This window comes from Salinibaculum sp. SYNS191, assembly GCF_037338445.1.
In the GTDB taxonomy this organism is placed as follows: Archaea; Halobacteriota; Halobacteria; order Halobacteriales; family Haloarculaceae; genus Salinibaculum; species Salinibaculum marinum.
This window is the reverse complement of sequence record NZ_CP147838.1, coordinates 3,590,644-3,606,998: the sequence shown is the minus strand read 5'-3', so window position 1 is coordinate 3,606,998 and position 16,355 is coordinate 3,590,644. Positions and strand designations below refer to the sequence as shown.

General features: G+C 66.6%; 18 protein-coding genes. 10 read left to right on the top strand and 8 right to left on the bottom strand.

Annotated features, from left to right (window positions below):
- Positions 1-83: 83 nt before the first annotated feature.
- On the top strand, positions 84-968 hold the full coding sequence (locus WDJ57_RS18700; RefSeq protein ID WP_338902475.1) for a 3-hydroxyacyl-CoA dehydrogenase family protein: 885 nt from the start codon (positions 84-86) through the stop codon (positions 966-968).
- Positions 968-1,777, top strand: a complete 810-nt coding sequence (locus WDJ57_RS18695) for an enoyl-CoA hydratase/isomerase family protein (RefSeq protein ID WP_338902474.1) — start codon at positions 968-970, stop codon at positions 1,775-1,777. The genes WDJ57_RS18700 and WDJ57_RS18695 overlap by 1 nt, the downstream gene beginning before the upstream one ends.
- Positions 1,778-2,524: 747 nt before the next feature.
- On the opposite strand, the gene WDJ57_RS18690 is transcribed toward WDJ57_RS18695, so the two are convergent.
- A complete protein-coding gene (locus WDJ57_RS18690; protein WP_338902473.1) occupies positions 2,525-3,295 on the bottom strand; it encodes an IclR family transcriptional regulator in 771 nt (256 codons plus the stop codon).
- A 154-nt stretch (positions 3,296-3,449) separates the two neighbouring features.
- On the opposite strand from WDJ57_RS18690, the gene WDJ57_RS18685 reads away from it, so the two are divergent.
- The 3 genes from WDJ57_RS18685 to WDJ57_RS18675 are packed head-to-tail and all read left to right on the top strand — an operon-like array spanning position 3,450 to position 6,482.
- On the top strand, positions 3,450-3,776 hold the full coding sequence (locus WDJ57_RS18685; RefSeq protein WP_338902472.1) for an EthD family reductase: 327 nt from the start codon (positions 3,450-3,452) through the stop codon (positions 3,774-3,776).
- Complete coding sequence (locus WDJ57_RS18680; RefSeq protein ID WP_338902471.1) at positions 3,769-5,472, top strand: thiamine pyrophosphate-binding protein; 1,704 nt, start codon at positions 3,769-3,771, stop codon at positions 5,470-5,472. Before WDJ57_RS18685 ends, WDJ57_RS18680 begins: the two co-directional genes overlap by 8 nt.
- 47 nt (positions 5,473-5,519) lie before the next feature.
- Complete coding sequence (locus WDJ57_RS18675) at positions 5,520-6,482, top strand: NAD-dependent epimerase/dehydratase family protein (protein WP_338902470.1); 963 nt, start codon at positions 5,520-5,522, stop codon at positions 6,480-6,482.
- A gap of 15 nt (positions 6,483-6,497) precedes the next feature.
- On the opposite strand, the gene WDJ57_RS18670 is transcribed toward WDJ57_RS18675, so the two are convergent.
- Together WDJ57_RS18670 and WDJ57_RS18665 are read right to left on the bottom strand one after the other, a co-directional pair.
- Positions 6,498-6,968: a VOC family protein gene (locus WDJ57_RS18670; RefSeq protein WP_338902469.1), complete on the bottom strand. Its 471-nt coding sequence runs from the start codon at positions 6,966-6,968 to the stop codon at positions 6,498-6,500.
- Between the two features lie 47 nt (positions 6,969-7,015).
- Positions 7,016-8,455: an amidase gene (locus WDJ57_RS18665; protein ID WP_338902468.1), complete on the bottom strand. Its 1,440-nt coding sequence runs from the start codon at positions 8,453-8,455 to the stop codon at positions 7,016-7,018.
- A gap of 123 nt (positions 8,456-8,578) precedes the next feature.
- On the opposite strand from WDJ57_RS18665, the gene WDJ57_RS18660 reads away from it, so the two are divergent.
- Positions 8,579-9,847 (top strand): M24 family metallopeptidase, encoded by a 1,269-nt coding sequence (locus WDJ57_RS18660; protein WP_338902467.1) that lies wholly within the window; start codon positions 8,579-8,581, stop codon positions 9,845-9,847.
- A gap of 15 nt (positions 9,848-9,862) precedes the next feature.
- Here the strand turns inward: WDJ57_RS18660 and WDJ57_RS18655 are convergent, their stop codons facing one another.
- Together WDJ57_RS18655 and WDJ57_RS18650 are read right to left on the bottom strand one after the other, a co-directional pair.
- Complete coding sequence (locus WDJ57_RS18655; protein ID WP_338902466.1) at positions 9,863-10,282, bottom strand: acyl-CoA thioesterase; 420 nt, start codon at positions 10,280-10,282, stop codon at positions 9,863-9,865.
- 55 nt (positions 10,283-10,337) lie between these two features.
- Positions 10,338-11,615, bottom strand: coding sequence for an MFS transporter (locus WDJ57_RS18650; protein WP_338902465.1), 1,278 nt, complete (start codon positions 11,613-11,615; stop codon positions 10,338-10,340).
- A 101-nt stretch (positions 11,616-11,716) separates the two neighbouring features.
- Between WDJ57_RS18650 and WDJ57_RS18645 the strand changes: the two genes are divergently transcribed.
- From WDJ57_RS18645 to WDJ57_RS21690, 4 genes are all read left to right on the top strand, one after another.
- A complete protein-coding gene (locus WDJ57_RS18645) occupies positions 11,717-12,721 on the top strand; it encodes an LLM class flavin-dependent oxidoreductase (RefSeq protein ID WP_338902464.1) in 1,005 nt (334 codons plus the stop codon).
- Positions 12,722-12,805: 84 nt separating this feature from the next.
- Entirely contained in the window at positions 12,806-14,092 is a 1,287-nt protein-coding gene (gene paaK / locus WDJ57_RS18640) for a phenylacetate--CoA ligase PaaK (RefSeq protein WP_338902463.1), read from the top strand.
- Between the two features lie 58 nt (positions 14,093-14,150).
- The gene (locus WDJ57_RS18635; RefSeq protein ID WP_338902462.1) at positions 14,151-14,534 is read left to right on the top strand and encodes a PaaI family thioesterase; all 384 of its coding nucleotides are present in this window, start codon (positions 14,151-14,153) and stop codon (positions 14,532-14,534) included.
- A gap of 80 nt (positions 14,535-14,614) precedes the next feature.
- The gene (locus WDJ57_RS21690; protein WP_417750489.1) at positions 14,615-14,683 is read left to right on the top strand and encodes an MYXO-CTERM sorting domain-containing protein; all 69 of its coding nucleotides are present in this window, start codon (positions 14,615-14,617) and stop codon (positions 14,681-14,683) included.
- Positions 14,684-14,692: 9 nt separating this feature from the next.
- On the opposite strand, the gene WDJ57_RS18630 is transcribed toward WDJ57_RS21690, so the two are convergent.
- The 3 genes from WDJ57_RS18630 to WDJ57_RS18620 form a co-directional block, all read right to left on the bottom strand.
- Positions 14,693-14,875, bottom strand: coding sequence for a hypothetical protein (locus tag WDJ57_RS18630; RefSeq protein ID WP_338902461.1), 183 nt, complete (start codon positions 14,873-14,875; stop codon positions 14,693-14,695).
- Positions 14,876-14,980: 105 nt separating this feature from the next.
- Positions 14,981-15,568, bottom strand: a complete 588-nt coding sequence (locus WDJ57_RS18625) for an HD domain-containing protein (protein ID WP_338902460.1) — start codon at positions 15,566-15,568, stop codon at positions 14,981-14,983.
- Positions 15,569-15,570: 2 nt separating this feature from the next.
- Entirely contained in the window at positions 15,571-16,287 is a 717-nt protein-coding gene (locus WDJ57_RS18620; protein WP_338902459.1) for an EthD domain-containing protein, read from the bottom strand.
- Positions 16,288-16,355 lie beyond the last annotated feature (68 nt).

The following is a 16,355-nucleotide window of genomic DNA, read 5'->3' as shown; positions in this document are numbered from 1 at the left end:
ATTAATTCACTGGCTTCGGTGTCGAGTGGGCCGTTCGAGCCAGCAAGCAACGTTTTTACTCCTCGGCGTGCAGGCTCCGGATGATGCAAGTAGCCGTACTCGGCGCTGGCACGATGGGCCACGGCATCGCCCAGGTGTCGGCCATGGCAGGACACGAGGTATGGATGCGCGACATCGAGGACGAACTCGTCGAGGACGGACTCGACGCGATCGAGGCGAACCTGGCGGGCGGCGTCGAGCGGGGGAAGGTCTCCGAGGACGCGGCCGAGGCCACGCTGGACCGCCTCAGCGGGACCACCTCGCTGGCGGAGGCCGTGACGGACGCGGACTTCGTCATCGAGGCCGTCCCGGAGGACATGGACATCAAGCACGACACCGTCACCGACGTCGAATCGCACGTCGGCCGGGAGACGGTCATCGCCTCGAACACCTCGTCGCTGTCGCTGACAGAAATCGCCAGCGCGCTGGAACACCCCGACCGGGCCGTCGGCCTGCACTTCTTCAACCCGGTCCACATCATGGAACTGGTCGAGATCGTCGTCGCCGAGCAGACCAGCGACGAGACGCTGGCCGCGGCCCACGAGTTCGTCGAGGGCATCGACAGGACGCCCGTCGAGGTCACTGACGCGCCCGGCTTCGCATCCTCTCGCCTCGGCGTGTCGCTGGGCGTCGAGGCCATGCGGATGGTCCAGGAAGGCGTCGCCTCGCCACAGGACATCGACACCGCGATGGAACTCGGCTACAACCACCCGATGGGGCCCATCGAACTCGGCGACGTCGTCGGACTGGACGTCCGTCTGGACATCCTGGAGTACCTGCGCGAGGAACTCGGCGAGCGCTTCCGTCCGCCCCAGATTCTCAAACGGAAGGTCCGCGCCGGCAAACTCGGCAAGAAGAGCGGCGAGGGCTTCTACGTCTGGGAGGACGGCGAGATAGTCGGCACCAGCGGCGACTGGGAGGACGCCTGATGTCCGTCGAGGAGACGGCTGCCGACTGCGAGACGGTCAACGCGACCGTCGGGGACCGCGTCGACCACGTGGCGACCGTCGAACTGAGCCGGCCGGACGCGCGCAACGCGCTCAACGCTCAACTCCGCGCAGAACTCAAGGAGGTCCTGGACGCCATCGACGACAGCGACGTGCGTGTCGTCGTTCTCACCGGGGCGGAGGGGACCGGTGCGTTCGTCGCGGGCGCAGACGTGACGGAACTGCGCGAGCGGGACATGCTGGAGCAGCGGGAAGCCAGCAAGCGGCCGCGGGTCTACGAGTACGTGGACGACCTGTCGATACCGGTCATCGCGCGCATCAACGGCCACGCCCTCGGCGGGGGCTGTGAACTCATCCAGGCCTGCGACGTGCGCATCGCCCACGAGGACGCGAAAATCGGGCAGCCCGAAATCAATCTGGGCTTCATGCCGGGCGGCGGTGGCACGCAGCGCCTGCCGCGGCTGGTCGGCGAGGGACAGGCGATGCGGCTCATCCTCTCCGGGGAACTCATCGACGCGGCGGAGGCCCGCGACATCGGCCTCGTCGACGAAGTCCACGGCGACGGGACGTTCGACGACGAAGTCTACGACCTCGCGGAGTCGATGGCCGCGAAGAGCCCGGTCGCCCTGGAGTTCGCCAAGAAGTCGGTCAAGGCCGCCTCGCGGATGGACCTCGAATCGGGTATCGAATACGAGGCCGAACTGTTCGCCCAGCTGTTCGCCACCGAGGACAAGAACGAGGGCATCGACGCCTTCTTCGAGGACCGCGACCCCGAGTGGCAGGGCGAGTAACGGCCCCACAGCCCGTGTGAGCTACCAGCACGGTCGTTCAATTCTACTGAACGCATTTACGAAACGTATAGTCCACAATACCTCCGTCAGAGGGCGCTACTTCGACAAACCAGTGAGTAGAGAGTCTTCGAAAGAATCGAACGACATCTGATGGTACCTCGTACCATCGGCAGCGATACGACTGCCTGAGCACCTCAGAGCAGGATTCTCACTGCAGCTCCGACGGTGCGTGAGGGGTCAGCGAGATTCCGGCAATTATTGCGTTCATTCATGTTGAATCGGATGATTCGGAGCCTGAGAGGGGTCCCGTCGGCAGTCACGGCTGTGAAACCCACCCACGATGCACCATGCACTGCCCGCGGAGGCGGCTACGTCCGCGGAAGCGTCGCCGCTCGGCACACACGCTATCGGAGGGAACGGGCCTGCAGTAAGGTTATTACAGGCCTATGATTGTAATTTTACATGGTTCTGAAGGGGTCGGAGCTAGTAAAATTCGACTCTTTCGAACGAGAGGCTGGCCGAGCCAAGCGGGTGAGTGCGACGGGGTGCCTTCAGAGGCGGTCTACCCCGGCGTCGGGAGGTGGTCGGCACGGCGAGAGTCGTCACTCCCGGCTCAGAGACACCCGGGGGAGACGCGCCGTTCAACCGAACTGAACGAGTGTGCGCCAGGTTGACAGGGCAGACGACAGCCCGGGGTAGAACGAGAACCGGTCGGCACCGAGAGCCGTCCGACTAACTCGAACGACCTCAGACGTGGGCGAGATTGATGGTTATCTCGTTGACTGTCCCCAGCAGGAGGGTGGGGAGTTCCTCGCGGAGGAACGAACCTTCGAGGCGGTTCGCCGGGCCGGAGACGCTGATGGCCCCGATCGCGACGTCGTTCTCGTCGGTGATGGGCGCGCCGACTGCGTGGAGTCCCTGGACGGACTCCTCGATGTTGAAGGCGTAGCCGCGGTCCCGGATTGTCTCTATCTCCGACCAGAGCACGTCCGGGTCGGTTATCGTGTTGGGCGTCCGCGGCGGCAGGCCGTATCCGTCGATGATATCCTCGATGCGCTCGTCCGGCAGATGCGCGAGGATCGCCTTGCCGGCGGCGTGCTGGTGGAGGTAGTTCCGGTGGCCGACGCGAGCGTAGGTCCGGACGGAGTGTTTGCCCTGCGCACCGTAGATGTGGACGCTCCGGCCGTGTTCCTCCACGGTACACCATATCTTCTCCTCCGTCTCGTCGGCGAGTTCGTCGACCTTCGGTTTGGCCTCCTGGAAGAGCGTGTACTTCTCGCGTGCGACGATGCCGTAGTCCAGAAACCGGACGCTCAGCCGGTACTCGTCGTCCTCCTCGATGAGGAAACTGTGCGATTCCAGCGTCTTCAGGTGGCGGTGCGCGGTGCTCTTTGCACACCCAAGGTGGTCCGTAATCTCCATCACCGACGCCGAGCCGTTCTCCTTGAGGAATTCGACGATTTCGATGGCTCGTTCGACTGTTTCGACCGGCCGGTTCACTTCCGAGGGTACCGTCATACACCAGACCACGGGAACTGCTCACAAAAGTCTTGTTCTACCTATTCGAACGCCGACGAGAGACAACTGGACGTATCTCCACCGAGGGCGGGGGAAGAGAGACGAACCGACAACCGTTAAACCAAAGACCCACGCAGAAGATGTACGAACTGTCATGATAAAGATGGTAGACCTGCTCGTCCGCAGGGACGGGTACAGCCACGAGGAGTTCGCGGAGCGCTGGCAGGGCGACCACGCTGAACTCGCCAGGGAACTGCCGGGCCTCCGGCGATACGTCACGTCGCTCCCGGCCAACCCGGAGCAGGCCGACTTCGACGGCGTGCTGGAACTCTACTTCGACGACATGGCCGCACTCGGTGCGGCGTTCGACTCGGATATCGGCCAGGAGGTTCAGGAAGACGCCGCGGAGTTCATCGACGTCGAGGCCGGCCCGCGCCTCATCGTCGAAGAGACGGTCCAGCTCGACGAAATCCATGACTGAGACGGGCGAGCGGCTCGTCGAGGAACTCGACACGCAGGGCGTCGAGTACATGTTCGGCTACCCGGGTGGCCGCGTCATCGAGGTCCTCGACTACATTCCGGAGTCCGGCATCACGCTGGTCCGCCCGCGCGACGAGCGCGAGGCCAGCGTCATGGCGGAGTTCTACGGCCGCTACCACGGCGAGCCCGGCGTCCTCGCCGGCCAGGGGCCCTGGATTGGCAGCCTCGGTGCCATCGGCCAGATGGAGGGCCGGCTCGCCTCCTCGCCGATGGTCACCATCACGGAGGCCAGCGAGCGCGGCGACTACTCGACGCTTGCTCCCTACCAGCAGGCCCGCGGCGACTACGGCGGACTCGACCTCCCGTCGGCGCTCGACGCCTACACGAAGGAACACTGGTTCCCCCGCTCACCGACGGAGACCATCCGCAGCCTCCAGCTCGCCTTCAAGCACGCGACGGCCAGCCGTCCCGGCCCGACAGCGGTCATCCTCGACGGCGACGCCGTCACCGAGGAGATGCCCGAAGACCCCGTCCCGCCGGTCTGGGACGGCCACGACCAGGTCCAGAACTGGGAGTCCCGGCCCGACGCAGCGGACGTGGAAGCCGCCGTCGACGCACTGGCCGACGCCGAGCGTCCGGTCATCATCGCCGGCAACGGCGTCCACGCCGCCGACGCCTACGACGAACTGCGGACCGTCGCCGAGGCGACGGACGCCGTCGTGACCACCTCCTACCTCGGGAAGTCCACGTTCCCCGAGACCCACGACCTGGCCGCTGGCGTCATCGGCTCCTTCGGTCACGAAGGGGCCAACCAGGTCGTCAGCGAGGCCGACGTGCTGCTCGTGGTCGGCTCGCGGCTCAACCCGATGGACACCAACTGGCAGTCCCCCGAGTTTATCCGTCCCGACGAGCAGACCATCGTCCACGCCGACATCGACACGCGCAACGCCGGGTGGGTCTACCCCGCCGACGTGGCGCTCATCGGCGACGCCAGGGGGAGCCTGACCGACCTCGCCGACGCGCTGCCCGACGACGTGGACAACGACTGGGCACGGGACCGCGCCACCGCGGCGCGGGAATCGTTCTACACCCCCGAGTGCGACTCCGACGCCTCGCCCATCAAGCCACAGCGAGCGGTCAAGGAGATAGAAGCCGTCGTCGACGAGGACACCATCGTCACGGCCGACTCCGGGAACAACCGCTTCTGGCTGCTGAACTACCTGCAGGCCCCCGCGACGAAGACCTACTTCGGCAGCGGCGGCGTCGGCGCGATGGGCTGGGCGACGCCCGCGGCCGTCTCGGCGGCCATCACGACCGACAAGGACGTCATCGGCGTCGCCGGTGACGGCGGCTTCACGATGACGATGACCAGCGTCGAGACGGCCGTCGAACACGGCGTCGCCCCCACGTTCGTCGTGCTCAACGACACCAGTCTCGGTATGGTCCGACAGATGCAGGAGGGCGAGGGTGACATCGCCGGCGTCGAGTTCCACGACACTGACTTCGTGAAGGTCGCCGAAGGGTTCGGTGCGGAGGCCACCCGGGCCGTCACGCCCGACGAACTCGCCGACGCGCTGGCGACGGGAAAGGAGTCCGACGTGCCATTCGTCGTCGACGCCCGCATCGACCGCGAGGAGGAGATGGTCGAGTCGCTGCAGTCGTCGTTCTACGAGATGGTCGGCGGCCTCCACGAGTAAGACAGCAAAGCTTTTCACCGACACTCGAAACTCATACGACTACAACGATGACAGAGAATACCGTACTGGTAACTGGTGGTACCGGCTTCCTCGGCTCCTACGTCGTCGAGGACCTGGTCGAGGCGGGCCACGACGTCGTGGCCTACGACCTCTCGACGGACGACCGCATCCTCTCGAAACTCGGCGTCGCCGACGACGTGACTATCCGCCGGGGCGACGTCTCCGAGGCAACCGACGTCGTCCGCGCAGTCAAGGAGACGGGAACGAACCACATCGTCCACCTCGCGGCACTGCTGACCAACACCGCCCGCGACAACCCCCGCGCGGCGCTGGACGTGAACGTCCAGGGCACGAACAACGTCTTCGAGGCCGCTCGCACGCTGGACGACCAGGTCGAGCGCGTCTCCTGGGCCTCAAGCGCCGCCGTCTACGCGCCCCCGCACAACTACGACGCCGAGTACGTCGACGAGGACGAACTCGTCTACCCCGACACGCTCTACGGCGCGACCAAGGAGTACAACGAGCACCAGGCCCGCGTCTACCACGAGGACTACGGCCTCGACCACGTCGGCCTGCGCCCGACCGTCGCCTACGGCCCCTACCGCGAGACCGGCGGCTCCGCGTTCCTGGCGAACATCATCGAGAAGCCCGCACTCGGCGAGTCCTTCAGCGTCGAGTACGGCGACCAGGTCATCGACTGGCAGCACGCCCGCGACATCGCGCAGGCGTTCCGCAAGGCCACCTTCGTCGACGAGGACGAGTTGAGCCAGCGCATCTACAACGTCCGCGGCGTCCTGGCGACCATCCGCGAGGCCGCCAACGCAGTCCGCGAAATCATCCCCGACGCTGACCTGGAGGTCTCCGACGAGGGTGAACTCCCCTGGACGCAGAACCTCGACATGACCGCTGCCCAGGAGGACTTCGGCTACGAGGTGGAGTACGACCTGGAGACCGGCTTCCGCTCGTACATCGACACGCTCCGCGAGGAGAACGGCCTCAACCCCGTCTGAACCGGCTCTCGCTCTCTATTTCGTCAATCGCTGCCCGTCGACGTAGAGTTTCTCTGCCGGCGGCCGTCCCTCGTCGTAGCTGTCGTGGTACTCGAACAGCTGAAAGAGCGCGCCGGTCGGGTTCGACGGCGGGACGAACGCCTCGGTCCAGTCCTCGTACTCGCGGTACTCGACCACGCTGTAGCCCGACTCCTCCAGCGTGGCCGCGACGGCGTCGATGTCCGCCACCTCGAAGGTGACGTGGTGCAGGCCGGGGCCGTGCTCGTCGAGGTACTCCGTCAGGAAGGTGTCCTCGGCCTCCGGCGCGATGAGTTCCAGCCGGGAGGCATTCGTGCCGAAGTCGTACTGTGCCCAGCGGAAGCGCCCCTCGACGGACTCCTCGATGAGCTTCCGACAGCCCAGCGCGAACAGCAGCGGTTCGGCGTCCGGGATGGACTCGACGGCGATGCCGGTGTGGTCGACGCGAATCGGCGTCTCGTGGGACATGGGAGAGAGTGTTCGCGGCAGGCAGTTATAGGCTCGGATGGCGGTGGCTACGCGGAACTGGCATCTTCGAGCGACGTGCCCAGCGCGACGAGCGTGCGCTCGTCGCCCCGCCGCCCGACGAACTGGACGCCGGCCGGCGCCCCGTCGTCCGTCTCTGTCGGCACCGTGAGCGCGGGGTGGCCGCTGGCGTTGAACGGGACGGTGTTGGCGACGGTCCGCGAGAAGTCCTCGTCGGTGGTGATAGCGCCGAACTCGGGGGCGGTCATCGGGGTCGTCGGCGTCACGAGCGCGTCGTAGGTCTCCAGCACGTCGTCGACCGCCGCCGTGAACTCGGCGCCGAGGTTCCGCGCGGCGACGTAGTGACTCAGGCCGTCCGCGGCCAGTGTGCCGTGGGTCAGTATCTGGTCGCGGACGCTGTCCCCGATGTCCGGCGACCGGACCACCTCGCGGACGGTCTCGCGCCAGGGTTCGCTGTACCCGGTGCCGGTCCCGACGACCTGCCCCTCCGACAGCGCGAGCGTCGCGAACTCGGCCCCCGCGACGATTAGCCCGGCCATTCCGACGTTCCGGTACTGCGCGGGCGACACCGACTCCGCCGCGACGCCCCGGTCTTCGAGCGACTCGACGGCCGCCTCGACTGCGTCGGCGACATCCCCGTCGGCGTCGTCCATCGCCGGCTCGACGACGGCGACGCGGCACTCCTCCACAGGGTCGTCCAGCCCGGCGGTCGCATCGGTCGACGGTGCCCCGCTCAACGAGGACGGGTCCCGCGGGTCCGGACCCGCGATGGTATCGAAGACACGGGCGGCGGTCTCGACGTCGGGTGCGAGCGGCCCGATACAGTCCAGCGACGGTGCGAGGTCGGCGAAGCCGAAGCGCGGGACTGCACGATGCGTCGGCTTCAACCCGACGACGCCACAGAACGAGGCAGGGATGCGGACGCTCCCGCCGGTGTCGCTGCCAAGCGCCGCGTCGAGCATCCCGGCGGCGACGGCCGCGCCGCTCCCGCTGGACGACCCGCCGGGGACAGAGCCCTCTACCCGCGGGTTCTCGGTGGGACCGAACGCGCACGTCTCGCCGGTCGTGAAGTACGCGAACTCGTCCATGTTCGTCGTGGCGGTGACGGCCGCGCCAGCGTCGTGGAGCCGGTCGACGACCGTCGCGTGGTACGTCGGGGTGAAGTCGACGGCGGCAGACCCGCAGTGCATCGGGACGCCTGCGACCGCCATGTTGTCCTTGACGCCGACCGCCAGGTCATCCAGCGGTCCCGACGCGTCGGGCAGTCGGAAGCGGTGGCGGACGGCGTTGTACTCGTCGTCGCCAGTCGTGACGTCCGTCGCCGGTTCGGCCTCGGGCGTGGCAGGCTCCAGCGAGGCGAACTGCTCTCGCATGTCGTTCGCGGCCTCCGCGTAGGCCGCAAGGTCGTCGGCGTCCAGTTCGAGTCCGAGGCGGTCAGCCACGTTCCGGACGTCTGCATCGCGTATCATGCTGTGTGGTGTCGTGAGCCACGAGCAAAAAGGTGGGCGTGGAAACCCGGCGGTGTCGGCCCCGAATCGGACGCGCGGCCGAAATCCGGAGTTTGATTAGTCCCCTCCGTGTACGCTGTGGTGATGTACGAGCGCGACTTCATGGAAGGGACGCGTGGCACCATGGCCGTCGACTGGGAAGAGCGAATCGACATGCAGCGAATGCGCCGCGAGCGAAAGGAGCGGGCACTGGAACGGCTGCAGGACTCGGAACTCGGGTCGATGCTGCTCATCAACGACCCGAACGTCCGGTACGTAACCGGGCTGGCGATGACCGGCGGCAGCGGGGCCGACCACTACACGCTCCTGACGGAGAACGGCGACATCGTCCACTGGGACACGGCGGACCACGCCTCGAACCAGAAGTTCAATTGCCCGTGGCTGGACGACATCCGCTACGCCTGCCCCGGCCTCGGCAACGTCCCCCGCGCCTCCGGCCGACCTTCCGCGCGCGACTGGCTCAAGGACAAGATGGCCGAGACGGTCTACACCGCCATGGAGGAGTACGGCGTCGACAACGAGCCGATGGGCATCGACGTCGGTAACGGCGCGCTCGTCGAGAAGTTCGAGGACCGCAACGTCGACGTCGACACGGCAGCGGCGACGGACATCATGCTCGACGCCCGCAAGACGAAGACGCGGGACGAAATCGAGTGCCTCCGTCAGGTTGCGGCCATCTGTGAATCCGGGTTCCAGGCCATCACGGAGAGCGGCAAACCCGGCAAACGCGAATCCGAGGTCTGGGGCGACGCCGTCGGCGAACTCTGGCGTCACGGCGCGATGGCCCAGGGCGGCTACGTCACCTCCGGTCCGAACACCTGGCCGAAGCACCAGGCCAACACCACCGACCGGATGATTCGCCCCGGTGACCTGGTCTACGCCGACTTCTACAACATCGGCTTCATGGGCTATCGCTCGTGTTACTACCGCACCTTCAGCATGGGCGAGCCCACCGACGCGCAGAAGGACGCCTACGAGAAGGCCCGCGACGACCTCTACGACGTGCTCGAACGCATCGAGCCCGGGGCGACCACCGACGAGATTTGCAAGGGCTTCCCCGACGAGGAGGGCGAGCACATGGACTGGTACGGGGCCGACGAGTTCTGGCAGATGACCACCAACCACTGGGCCCACGGCCTCGGTCTCCAGCTCTACGAGGTGCCGCTCATCTGGCGCGGCCTCTCGCCGGACCACCCCATCGAAATCGAGGAGGGGATGACGATGGCCGTCGAGACGATGCAACCCGCCGACCGCCAGGGCGTCCGCGTCGAGGAGATGGTCGTCGTCCGCGAGAACGGCGTCGAAATCCTCAGCCAGTGGCCCGTCGAGGAGATCACCCGCATCGACTACTGAACGGCGACCCGCGTTCTACGAGCGCTCGACCGGCACGTCCTCGAAGTCCCGGATGTCCATTCTCCAGGACGAAGGGACGGCGGTCGGTTCGTTCGCCTCGTCGAGGACGACGTGGACCACCTCGCCGCTGGCCGCCACCTCGCCGTCGGCGACGACCTCGAACGCCATCGTGAGGCTGGCCTCACCGATGCTGGCGACGCGATAGCGGACCGTCACCGCGGCGTCGAATGTGACCGGTCCCGCGTAGTCTATCTCCTGACGGGCGATAGCGCCGTTCATCTCCGTGATGTCTACGTCGAGCACGTCCCGGAAGTAGCGGACGCGGGCCTCTTCCACGTACTGGAGGACGACGGCGTTGTGGACCTGCTTCATCACGTCGAGGTCGCGAAAGCGGACGGTCACGTCCGTCTCGTAGGTGTAGGGCGTGTCGCTCATAGTCGAGGATGCGACGTGAAGGCCTTAGAAGGTGATGATTGCGAGCAGGTCCGGCCTATCGCGTCCGGCGGTGGAGCCACGCCGCACAGACGAGCGCGATGAGTCCGCTCGCCGCGGCGACGCCGAAGGCGACGCGGTAGCCGACGAGCGTGTAGACGCGGCTGCCGGCGACTGTCTCGCCGGTCCAGAACACGTCCAGCACCCAGCCCATGACACCGGGGAGGACCGCCGCGCCGAGGAAGGCCATCCCGTTTATCGTCCCGGTGGCGGTCCCCGACCGCTCCGATGCGTGCCGTTCCTTGATGACGGTGTAGGAGAGCGTGAACCCGCCGAGCAGGAACATCACGCTGAAGAAGACGACGCCGACGTACCACAGCGGGGGTGTCCCGAGAGCGACGATGCTGGCGTAGGCGGCGAGGTAGACGACGGCGGCGGCGAGGATGATGCCGGTCCGGCGTTCGAGGCGGTCCGACAGCCAGCCCAGCACCGGCGACCCGACGACGAGGCCGGCGTTTCCGACGAGCGTGTAGACCGACGCCGCCGGAACGGAGAGGCCGTAGGCCTGCACGATGTAGGGGACGCCCCAGAGTCCCATGACGGTGAAGTTCATCCCCGTCGCGAAGAAGAGCATGACGCCCATAATCCACGTCTCGCGCTCGGCGAAGACGGCGCGGACGCCGGTGAGCACCTCAGAGAGGGTCTGCTCGGCGGCCTTCGGCGCGCCCTCGATGCTCGGGAGTCCGGCAATCTCCGGGGAGTCCCGGACGAACGCGAAGACGCCGGCGGTAAAGAGAAACCCGACGACGCCGACCCCGAAGACGCCGTCGCGCCAGCCGACGGACCCCACGAGAACCGCGAGCGGGGTGGCGGCGAGCAGGCCGCCGACGGCCGACGCGGAGAGTGTGAGGCCAGTGACCGTGGCGAACTCGTCGGCGCGGAACCAGTTCGCGCAGTACCGCAGCGTGGCGATGTAGATGACGCCGCCGCCGAGGCCGATGAGCACGCGCGCGAGAAATCCCTCGACGTAGCTCCCGGAGAGGGCGAACCAGAGGACGCCCAGTCCCATGACGCCGGAGCCGACGGTGGCGACGCGGCGGGTGCCCATCCGGTCGGCGAGGACGCCGGCGAAGAGCTGCATCGGCGCGTAGATGTAGAAGAACGCGGAGTGCAAGAGGCCCAGCTGTGCACCGGTCGTGTCGAAGACGCTCGCGAGCGTGTCCGCGAGGACCGCTGTCGAGACGCGGTGGAAGTTCACGAGGACGAACGCGCCGGCGAGGGCTGCCCAGCCGACCCACCGGCGCCTGTGCGGGTCGGACCAGATGCTCCGGAACATGCTAGCAGCGGGACAACTCGACGGTCCCTAATAAATCCGGGTGACGAACCGGACAGCCCCGTGTCACTATCGTTAAGGTGGTCGCACCGTAACGCCAGTGTATGCAACTCGGTACTGGCCTGTTCACCTGCCAGCAGCGCCCGGACGACGACCGCTCGACCAGCGAGATATACGACGAGATGCTCGAACTCGGCCGGGTCATCGACGACGCCGGCCTCGACAGCGCGTGGGTCTCCGAACACCACTTCCTCGACGACGACTACCTCTCTGGGGTCACCCCGGCGCTGGGTGCGCTCGCGGCCGTCACGGACGACATCGAACTCGGGCCCTGTATCGCGCTCGCGCCGCTGTACGACTCGGTCCGCCTGGCCGAGGACGTGGCGACCATCGACCAGATATCCGGCGGGCGAACGACGCTCGGCCTCGCCATCGGCTCCAACGACGCCGAGTTCGACGCCTTCGGCGTCCCCGACGAGGAGCGCGTCGACCGCCTCGAAGACGCCGTCTCCGTCCTCCGCGGAGCCTGGTCGGACGGGCCGCTGGACTACGACCCCGAGTTCCACGACGTCTCGCCGGACGTGACCGTCACGCCCACGCCCGCCCACGACGTGCCCGTCATGCTCGGCGGGGCCGCCAAACCGGCCGTCCGACGGGCCGCCCGCATCGGCGACGCCTGGTGTGCCCCCTCGGCGCTGTCTATCGGCGGCGTCAAGAAGCGCAAGGAGGACATCGAGAACGTCCGCGAACACGAGGACATCGACGGCGACTTCCAGACCTACGTCCTCCAGCACGGCTTCGTCGGCGACTCCCGCGAGGACGCCTGGGAGCAGATGCGCGACGGCTACTTCTTCATCCAGCGCCGGTACGAGGAAATCTTCTCCGGCGAGTCCGTCGACGAACTGGACGACGAGCGCAAGGCGGAACTGAAAGAGCAGGCCATCTTCGGCACCCCCGAGCATGTCGTCGAGGAACTGGAGACCTACCGGGAGGCGCTGGGCGACGACGTCCACTTCATCTTCCGCACCTACCACCCCGGGATCGGGACCGACCGGATGACCGAGTGCATCCAGCGCCTCGGCGACGAGGTCCGCCCGGAACTGGCCTGACCGAGGCGGACCTGAGCGGAGCGGGTCTGACCGGAATATCACGAATCTTTTTTACAGACCCTCCAGTTGGTTAGGACAGAATCCATGCGCAGCAGTAACGAGTCTCTCGACCGGGCAGCGCTCCGCGAGTTGCAGGGCGAGCGCCTCCACGAGACGGTCGAGCACGCCTACGAGAACGTCCCGTTCTACCGCGCCCAACTCGACGAGATGGGCGTCACACCCGAGGACATCCAGAGCGTCGACGACGTGACGAAACTCCCGATGACGACGAAAGAGGACTTCCGCGACGAGTACCCCGACGGTCTCTTCGCCGTCGACGACTCCGAAATCCGGCGGATTCACGCCTCCTCGGGCACCACCGGCAAGCCCAAAATCGTCTCCTACACCGCGGACGACCTCGACCTCTGGGGCCGGACGATGGCCCGGTCGCTGGCGGCCGCCGGGGTCGAACCGGGGGACGTCGTCCAGAACGCCTACGGCTACGGCCTGTTCACCGGCGGCCTCGGCTTCCACCAGGGGGCGGAGGAACTCGGGACCGCGGTGGTACCGACCAGCAGCGGTGGTACACAGCGCCAGGTCGAACTGGCCGACGACCTCGACAGCGACGCGCTCGCCTGCACGCCCTCCTACGCCCTGTACTTCGCCGAGACCGCCGAGGAGATGGGATACGACCCGCGCGACCTGTCGATATCGGTCATCGCTTACGGCGCGGAGACCTGCACGGAGCCGATGCGGGAAGAAATCGAGGAGCGCCTGGACGCCACCGGCATCAACAACTACGGCCTCTCGGAGATCATCGGTCCCGGCGTGGCCGCGGAGTGTGCCGAGGCCCAGGACGGCCTGCACATCTGGGAGGACAACTACTACCCCGAAGTCGTGAATCCCCGCACCGGCGAACCCGTCGAGGAGGGCGAGGAGGGCGAACTCGTCCTGACGACGCTGACCAAGGAAGCGCTCCCCGTCCTCCGGTATCGGACTGGGGACCTGACGACGCTGAACTACGACGAGTGCGAGTGTGGCCGGACGATGGTCCGCATGGACAACGTCACCGGCCGCGCCGACGACCTGCTGGTCGTCCGGGGCGTCAATCTCTACCCGAGCGAAATCGAACACGTCATCCTCGACGTCGACGGCGTCGCGCCGCACTACCGCATCGACCTCCACAGGGAGGGCAGCCTCGACGTCATGGAACTCACCATCGAACTGGACGAGGCGGTCGAACGGAGCGCGGGGACGCTGGAAGACGAGATACGAACGCGGCTGCAGAACGTCCTCTCGTTCACGCCGGACGAACTCGACCTGGTCCAGCCGGGCACCATCGAGCGCACCGAGGTCGGCAAGGTCCGCCGCGTCTACGACCATCGCAACTGACGGCGGTCGGCCGAACATCAACGCTTATCTCCCCGGCTCCAGAAACGAACGGACGACCATGGACGTAGAAGACTTCTTCGAGAACATGCCGTTCGCCGACCTGCTCGGCGTCGAGGTGACCGAGGTCGCCGACGGACACGCAGAGGGCACCATCGAGATGCGGGAGGAACTGTCCTGGAACGAGGACCGCGTGATGGCCCACGGCGGCGTCACCTTCACGCTCGCCGACACCGTCGGCGGGGCCGCGCTGGTCTCGCTGGTCGACCAGCCAGTCCCGACCATCGACATGCGCATCGACTACCTCGAAGCCGGCACAGGCGACCTCCACGCGGAGGCCGACGTGGTGCGCAACGGGGGCGACGTCGGCGTCGTCGACGTCGAGGTCTACGCCGCTGACGGCGCGCAGGTCGCCGACGCACGCGGCGTCTACAAGACCGGATAGCCGGGTACGGCTCAACGAAACCCGGAGACTTACGGAGCGCGACAGCCATTACGGGCGAGAATAGCGCGGGCTTCACCGCCTTGACCGGCGCTGCCGCAGTGCTCGGGTCGGCGCTGGTCTGGCTACGCAGGCGGAACGACGAGGACTGAGGCGTCGCCTCACTTCGCCTCGTCGAGCAACTGGTCTATCTGGTCCTCGTCGAGCAGTTCGACGAGGCGGGCGTCGCCATTCTCGTAGGACTCCAGCTCCGCGTCGGAGAGTTGCGAGCGGACGTCCGTCTCGCTCAGTTTCTGTTCGAGCAGGTTGTCCACGTCGTCGGGGTCGTAGCCTGGGACTGGCATGTATAGAACGACTGACTCGTAGGACTTATATCATGTGGTACGCCGAGACATGGCAAGGGCGGCACCGGTCGCCGGCCGCGACCGGAGTGAGCGCGGGACCGTCCGCTACTGGGTCTGGGAGTACTCGTCGACCCACTCCTGGAGCGTGATGCCCATCGCCGACTGGGTAATCGCGTTCGAGGAGGCGGAGTTGGCGCTCTTGACGAGTTCGGCCTCCATCGTGCGCGTGGGAATCTCGCCGATGAAGTGGGGAATCGCGCGCTGGACGGCCAGCGGACAGCCGACCTCGTGGGCCAGCGCGTAGCCGGACAGCGAGTGCGGGACTTCCTCCGTGGCGTACTCGGGGTCCGGGTCCAGCAGTTTCTCCTCGTCGACGAAGTCGACGTACTCGTAGCACTTGCCGACGTCGTGGAGCAGACACGCCGCGACCACGACGTCCACGTCGGGGTCGGCACCGTGGAACTCGCGTTGCTCCGTGGCCGATTCCCTGGCGATGCGGGTGACGCCACGGACGTGCTCGACGTTGGTCACCTCGTGGATGTTCCAGGCGTAGGGGATGTCCTCGATGTGTTTCCAGCCGCCGCGGTCGAGCGCGCGCACCCACGCCTCGACCACCTTCCCGCGCAGGTCGTCGTTCTGAATGTCGTCGAGTTCCGGGAACGCCTCGCGGACCTGCGTCTCGTAGTCGGGCATGGTCAGGACTCGTCTTTGACGAGCTGTTCCTGGCCGATGAAACGCGGGCGCTCTGCGATAGCCAGGAAGTTGTCCACGTCCTCCCGGGCCTCCTTGGCCTTGCCACCCGGGGCGTCGTAGTCGCGGGACCCTTCGCTCCCGAGTGCCCGGTAGAGTTTCGAGAGGTCCTCGAAGTACAGTTCCGCGACGCCGTCGAACTCGGCGTTGCCGGGGTCGGTCGGGATGACGGTGTTGTACTTGACGACGCCCTCGATCTCGCGGGCGATTGGCGTGTGGTTGGTCTGCCAGTAGTCCACGAACTCCTCGTGTGTCATGCCCTCCTGACGGACGAGAAATGCGGAGTGCTTGTAGAGGCCGTCGGTGTCGCCGCCGACCTCGTCTTTCTGGACGATTTCCTCGCCGATGATGCGCGGGCGCTCCTCGACGGCCAGGAAGTTGTTTACGTCCTCGCGGGCCTCGGCGGCGATTTCCTTGGTCGGGTCGTAGTCGCGCGAACCGGGGCTGCCCAGCGCCTCGTGGAGGTCGTCCAGCGTCTCGAAGTAGAGTTCCGCCAGCCCGTCGAACTCGGCGTGTTCGGGCTCCGTGGGGAGGACCTGATGGTAGCGAACGACGCCCTCGATGTCCTTCGCGATGGGGGTGTGGTTGGTCTGCCAGTAGTCCACGAACTCCTGGTGAGACATACCGTCCTGTCTCACGAGCAGGGCTATGTGCTTGTACATCGGGTTGGTCTTTTACACGCCACAAAATAAATCCTGAGGTCGACCCGGGGGGAGGAGGTGCAGCAAAA

Excerpts from the sequence above, each read along its gene's own strand:
- WDJ57_RS18670 (WP_338902469.1), bottom strand. The coding sequence starts at position 6,968 with ATGTCCCACGAGACGCCGATTCGCGTCGACCACACCGGCATCGCCGTC.
- WDJ57_RS18660 (WP_338902467.1), top strand. The coding sequence starts at position 8,579 with ATGTACGAGCGCGACTTCATGGAAGGGACGCGTGGCACCATGGCCGTC.
- WDJ57_RS18625 (WP_338902460.1), bottom strand. The coding sequence starts at position 15,568 with ATGCCCGACTACGAGACGCAGGTCCGCGAGGCGTTCCCGGAACTCGAC.
- paaK (WP_338902463.1), top strand. The coding sequence starts at position 12,806 with ATGCGCAGCAGTAACGAGTCTCTCGACCGGGCAGCGCTCCGCGAGTTG.
- WDJ57_RS18620 (WP_338902459.1), bottom strand. The coding sequence starts at position 16,287 with ATGTACAAGCACATAGCCCTGCTCGTGAGACAGGACGGTATGTCTCAC.
- WDJ57_RS18650 (WP_338902465.1), bottom strand. The coding sequence starts at position 11,615 with ATGTTCCGGAGCATCTGGTCCGACCCGCACAGGCGCCGGTGGGTCGGC.
- WDJ57_RS18630 (WP_338902461.1), bottom strand. The coding sequence starts at position 14,875 with ATGCCAGTCCCAGGCTACGACCCCGACGACGTGGACAACCTGCTCGAA.
- WDJ57_RS18675 (WP_338902470.1), top strand. The coding sequence starts at position 5,520 with ATGACAGAGAATACCGTACTGGTAACTGGTGGTACCGGCTTCCTCGGC.
- WDJ57_RS18700 (WP_338902475.1), top strand. The coding sequence starts at position 84 with ATGCAAGTAGCCGTACTCGGCGCTGGCACGATGGGCCACGGCATCGCC.
- WDJ57_RS18635 (WP_338902462.1), top strand. The coding sequence starts at position 14,151 with ATGGACGTAGAAGACTTCTTCGAGAACATGCCGTTCGCCGACCTGCTC.
- WDJ57_RS18685 (WP_338902472.1), top strand. The coding sequence starts at position 3,450 with ATGATAAAGATGGTAGACCTGCTCGTCCGCAGGGACGGGTACAGCCAC.
- WDJ57_RS18645 (WP_338902464.1), top strand. The coding sequence starts at position 11,717 with ATGCAACTCGGTACTGGCCTGTTCACCTGCCAGCAGCGCCCGGACGAC.
- WDJ57_RS18665 (WP_338902468.1), bottom strand. The coding sequence starts at position 8,455 with ATGATACGCGATGCAGACGTCCGGAACGTGGCTGACCGCCTCGGACTC.
- WDJ57_RS18680 (WP_338902471.1), top strand. The coding sequence starts at position 3,769 with ATGACTGAGACGGGCGAGCGGCTCGTCGAGGAACTCGACACGCAGGGC.
- WDJ57_RS18695 (WP_338902474.1), top strand. The coding sequence starts at position 968 with ATGTCCGTCGAGGAGACGGCTGCCGACTGCGAGACGGTCAACGCGACC.
- WDJ57_RS18690 (WP_338902473.1), bottom strand. The coding sequence starts at position 3,295 with ATGACGGTACCCTCGGAAGTGAACCGGCCGGTCGAAACAGTCGAACGA.
- WDJ57_RS18655 (WP_338902466.1), bottom strand. The coding sequence starts at position 10,282 with ATGAGCGACACGCCCTACACCTACGAGACGGACGTGACCGTCCGCTTT.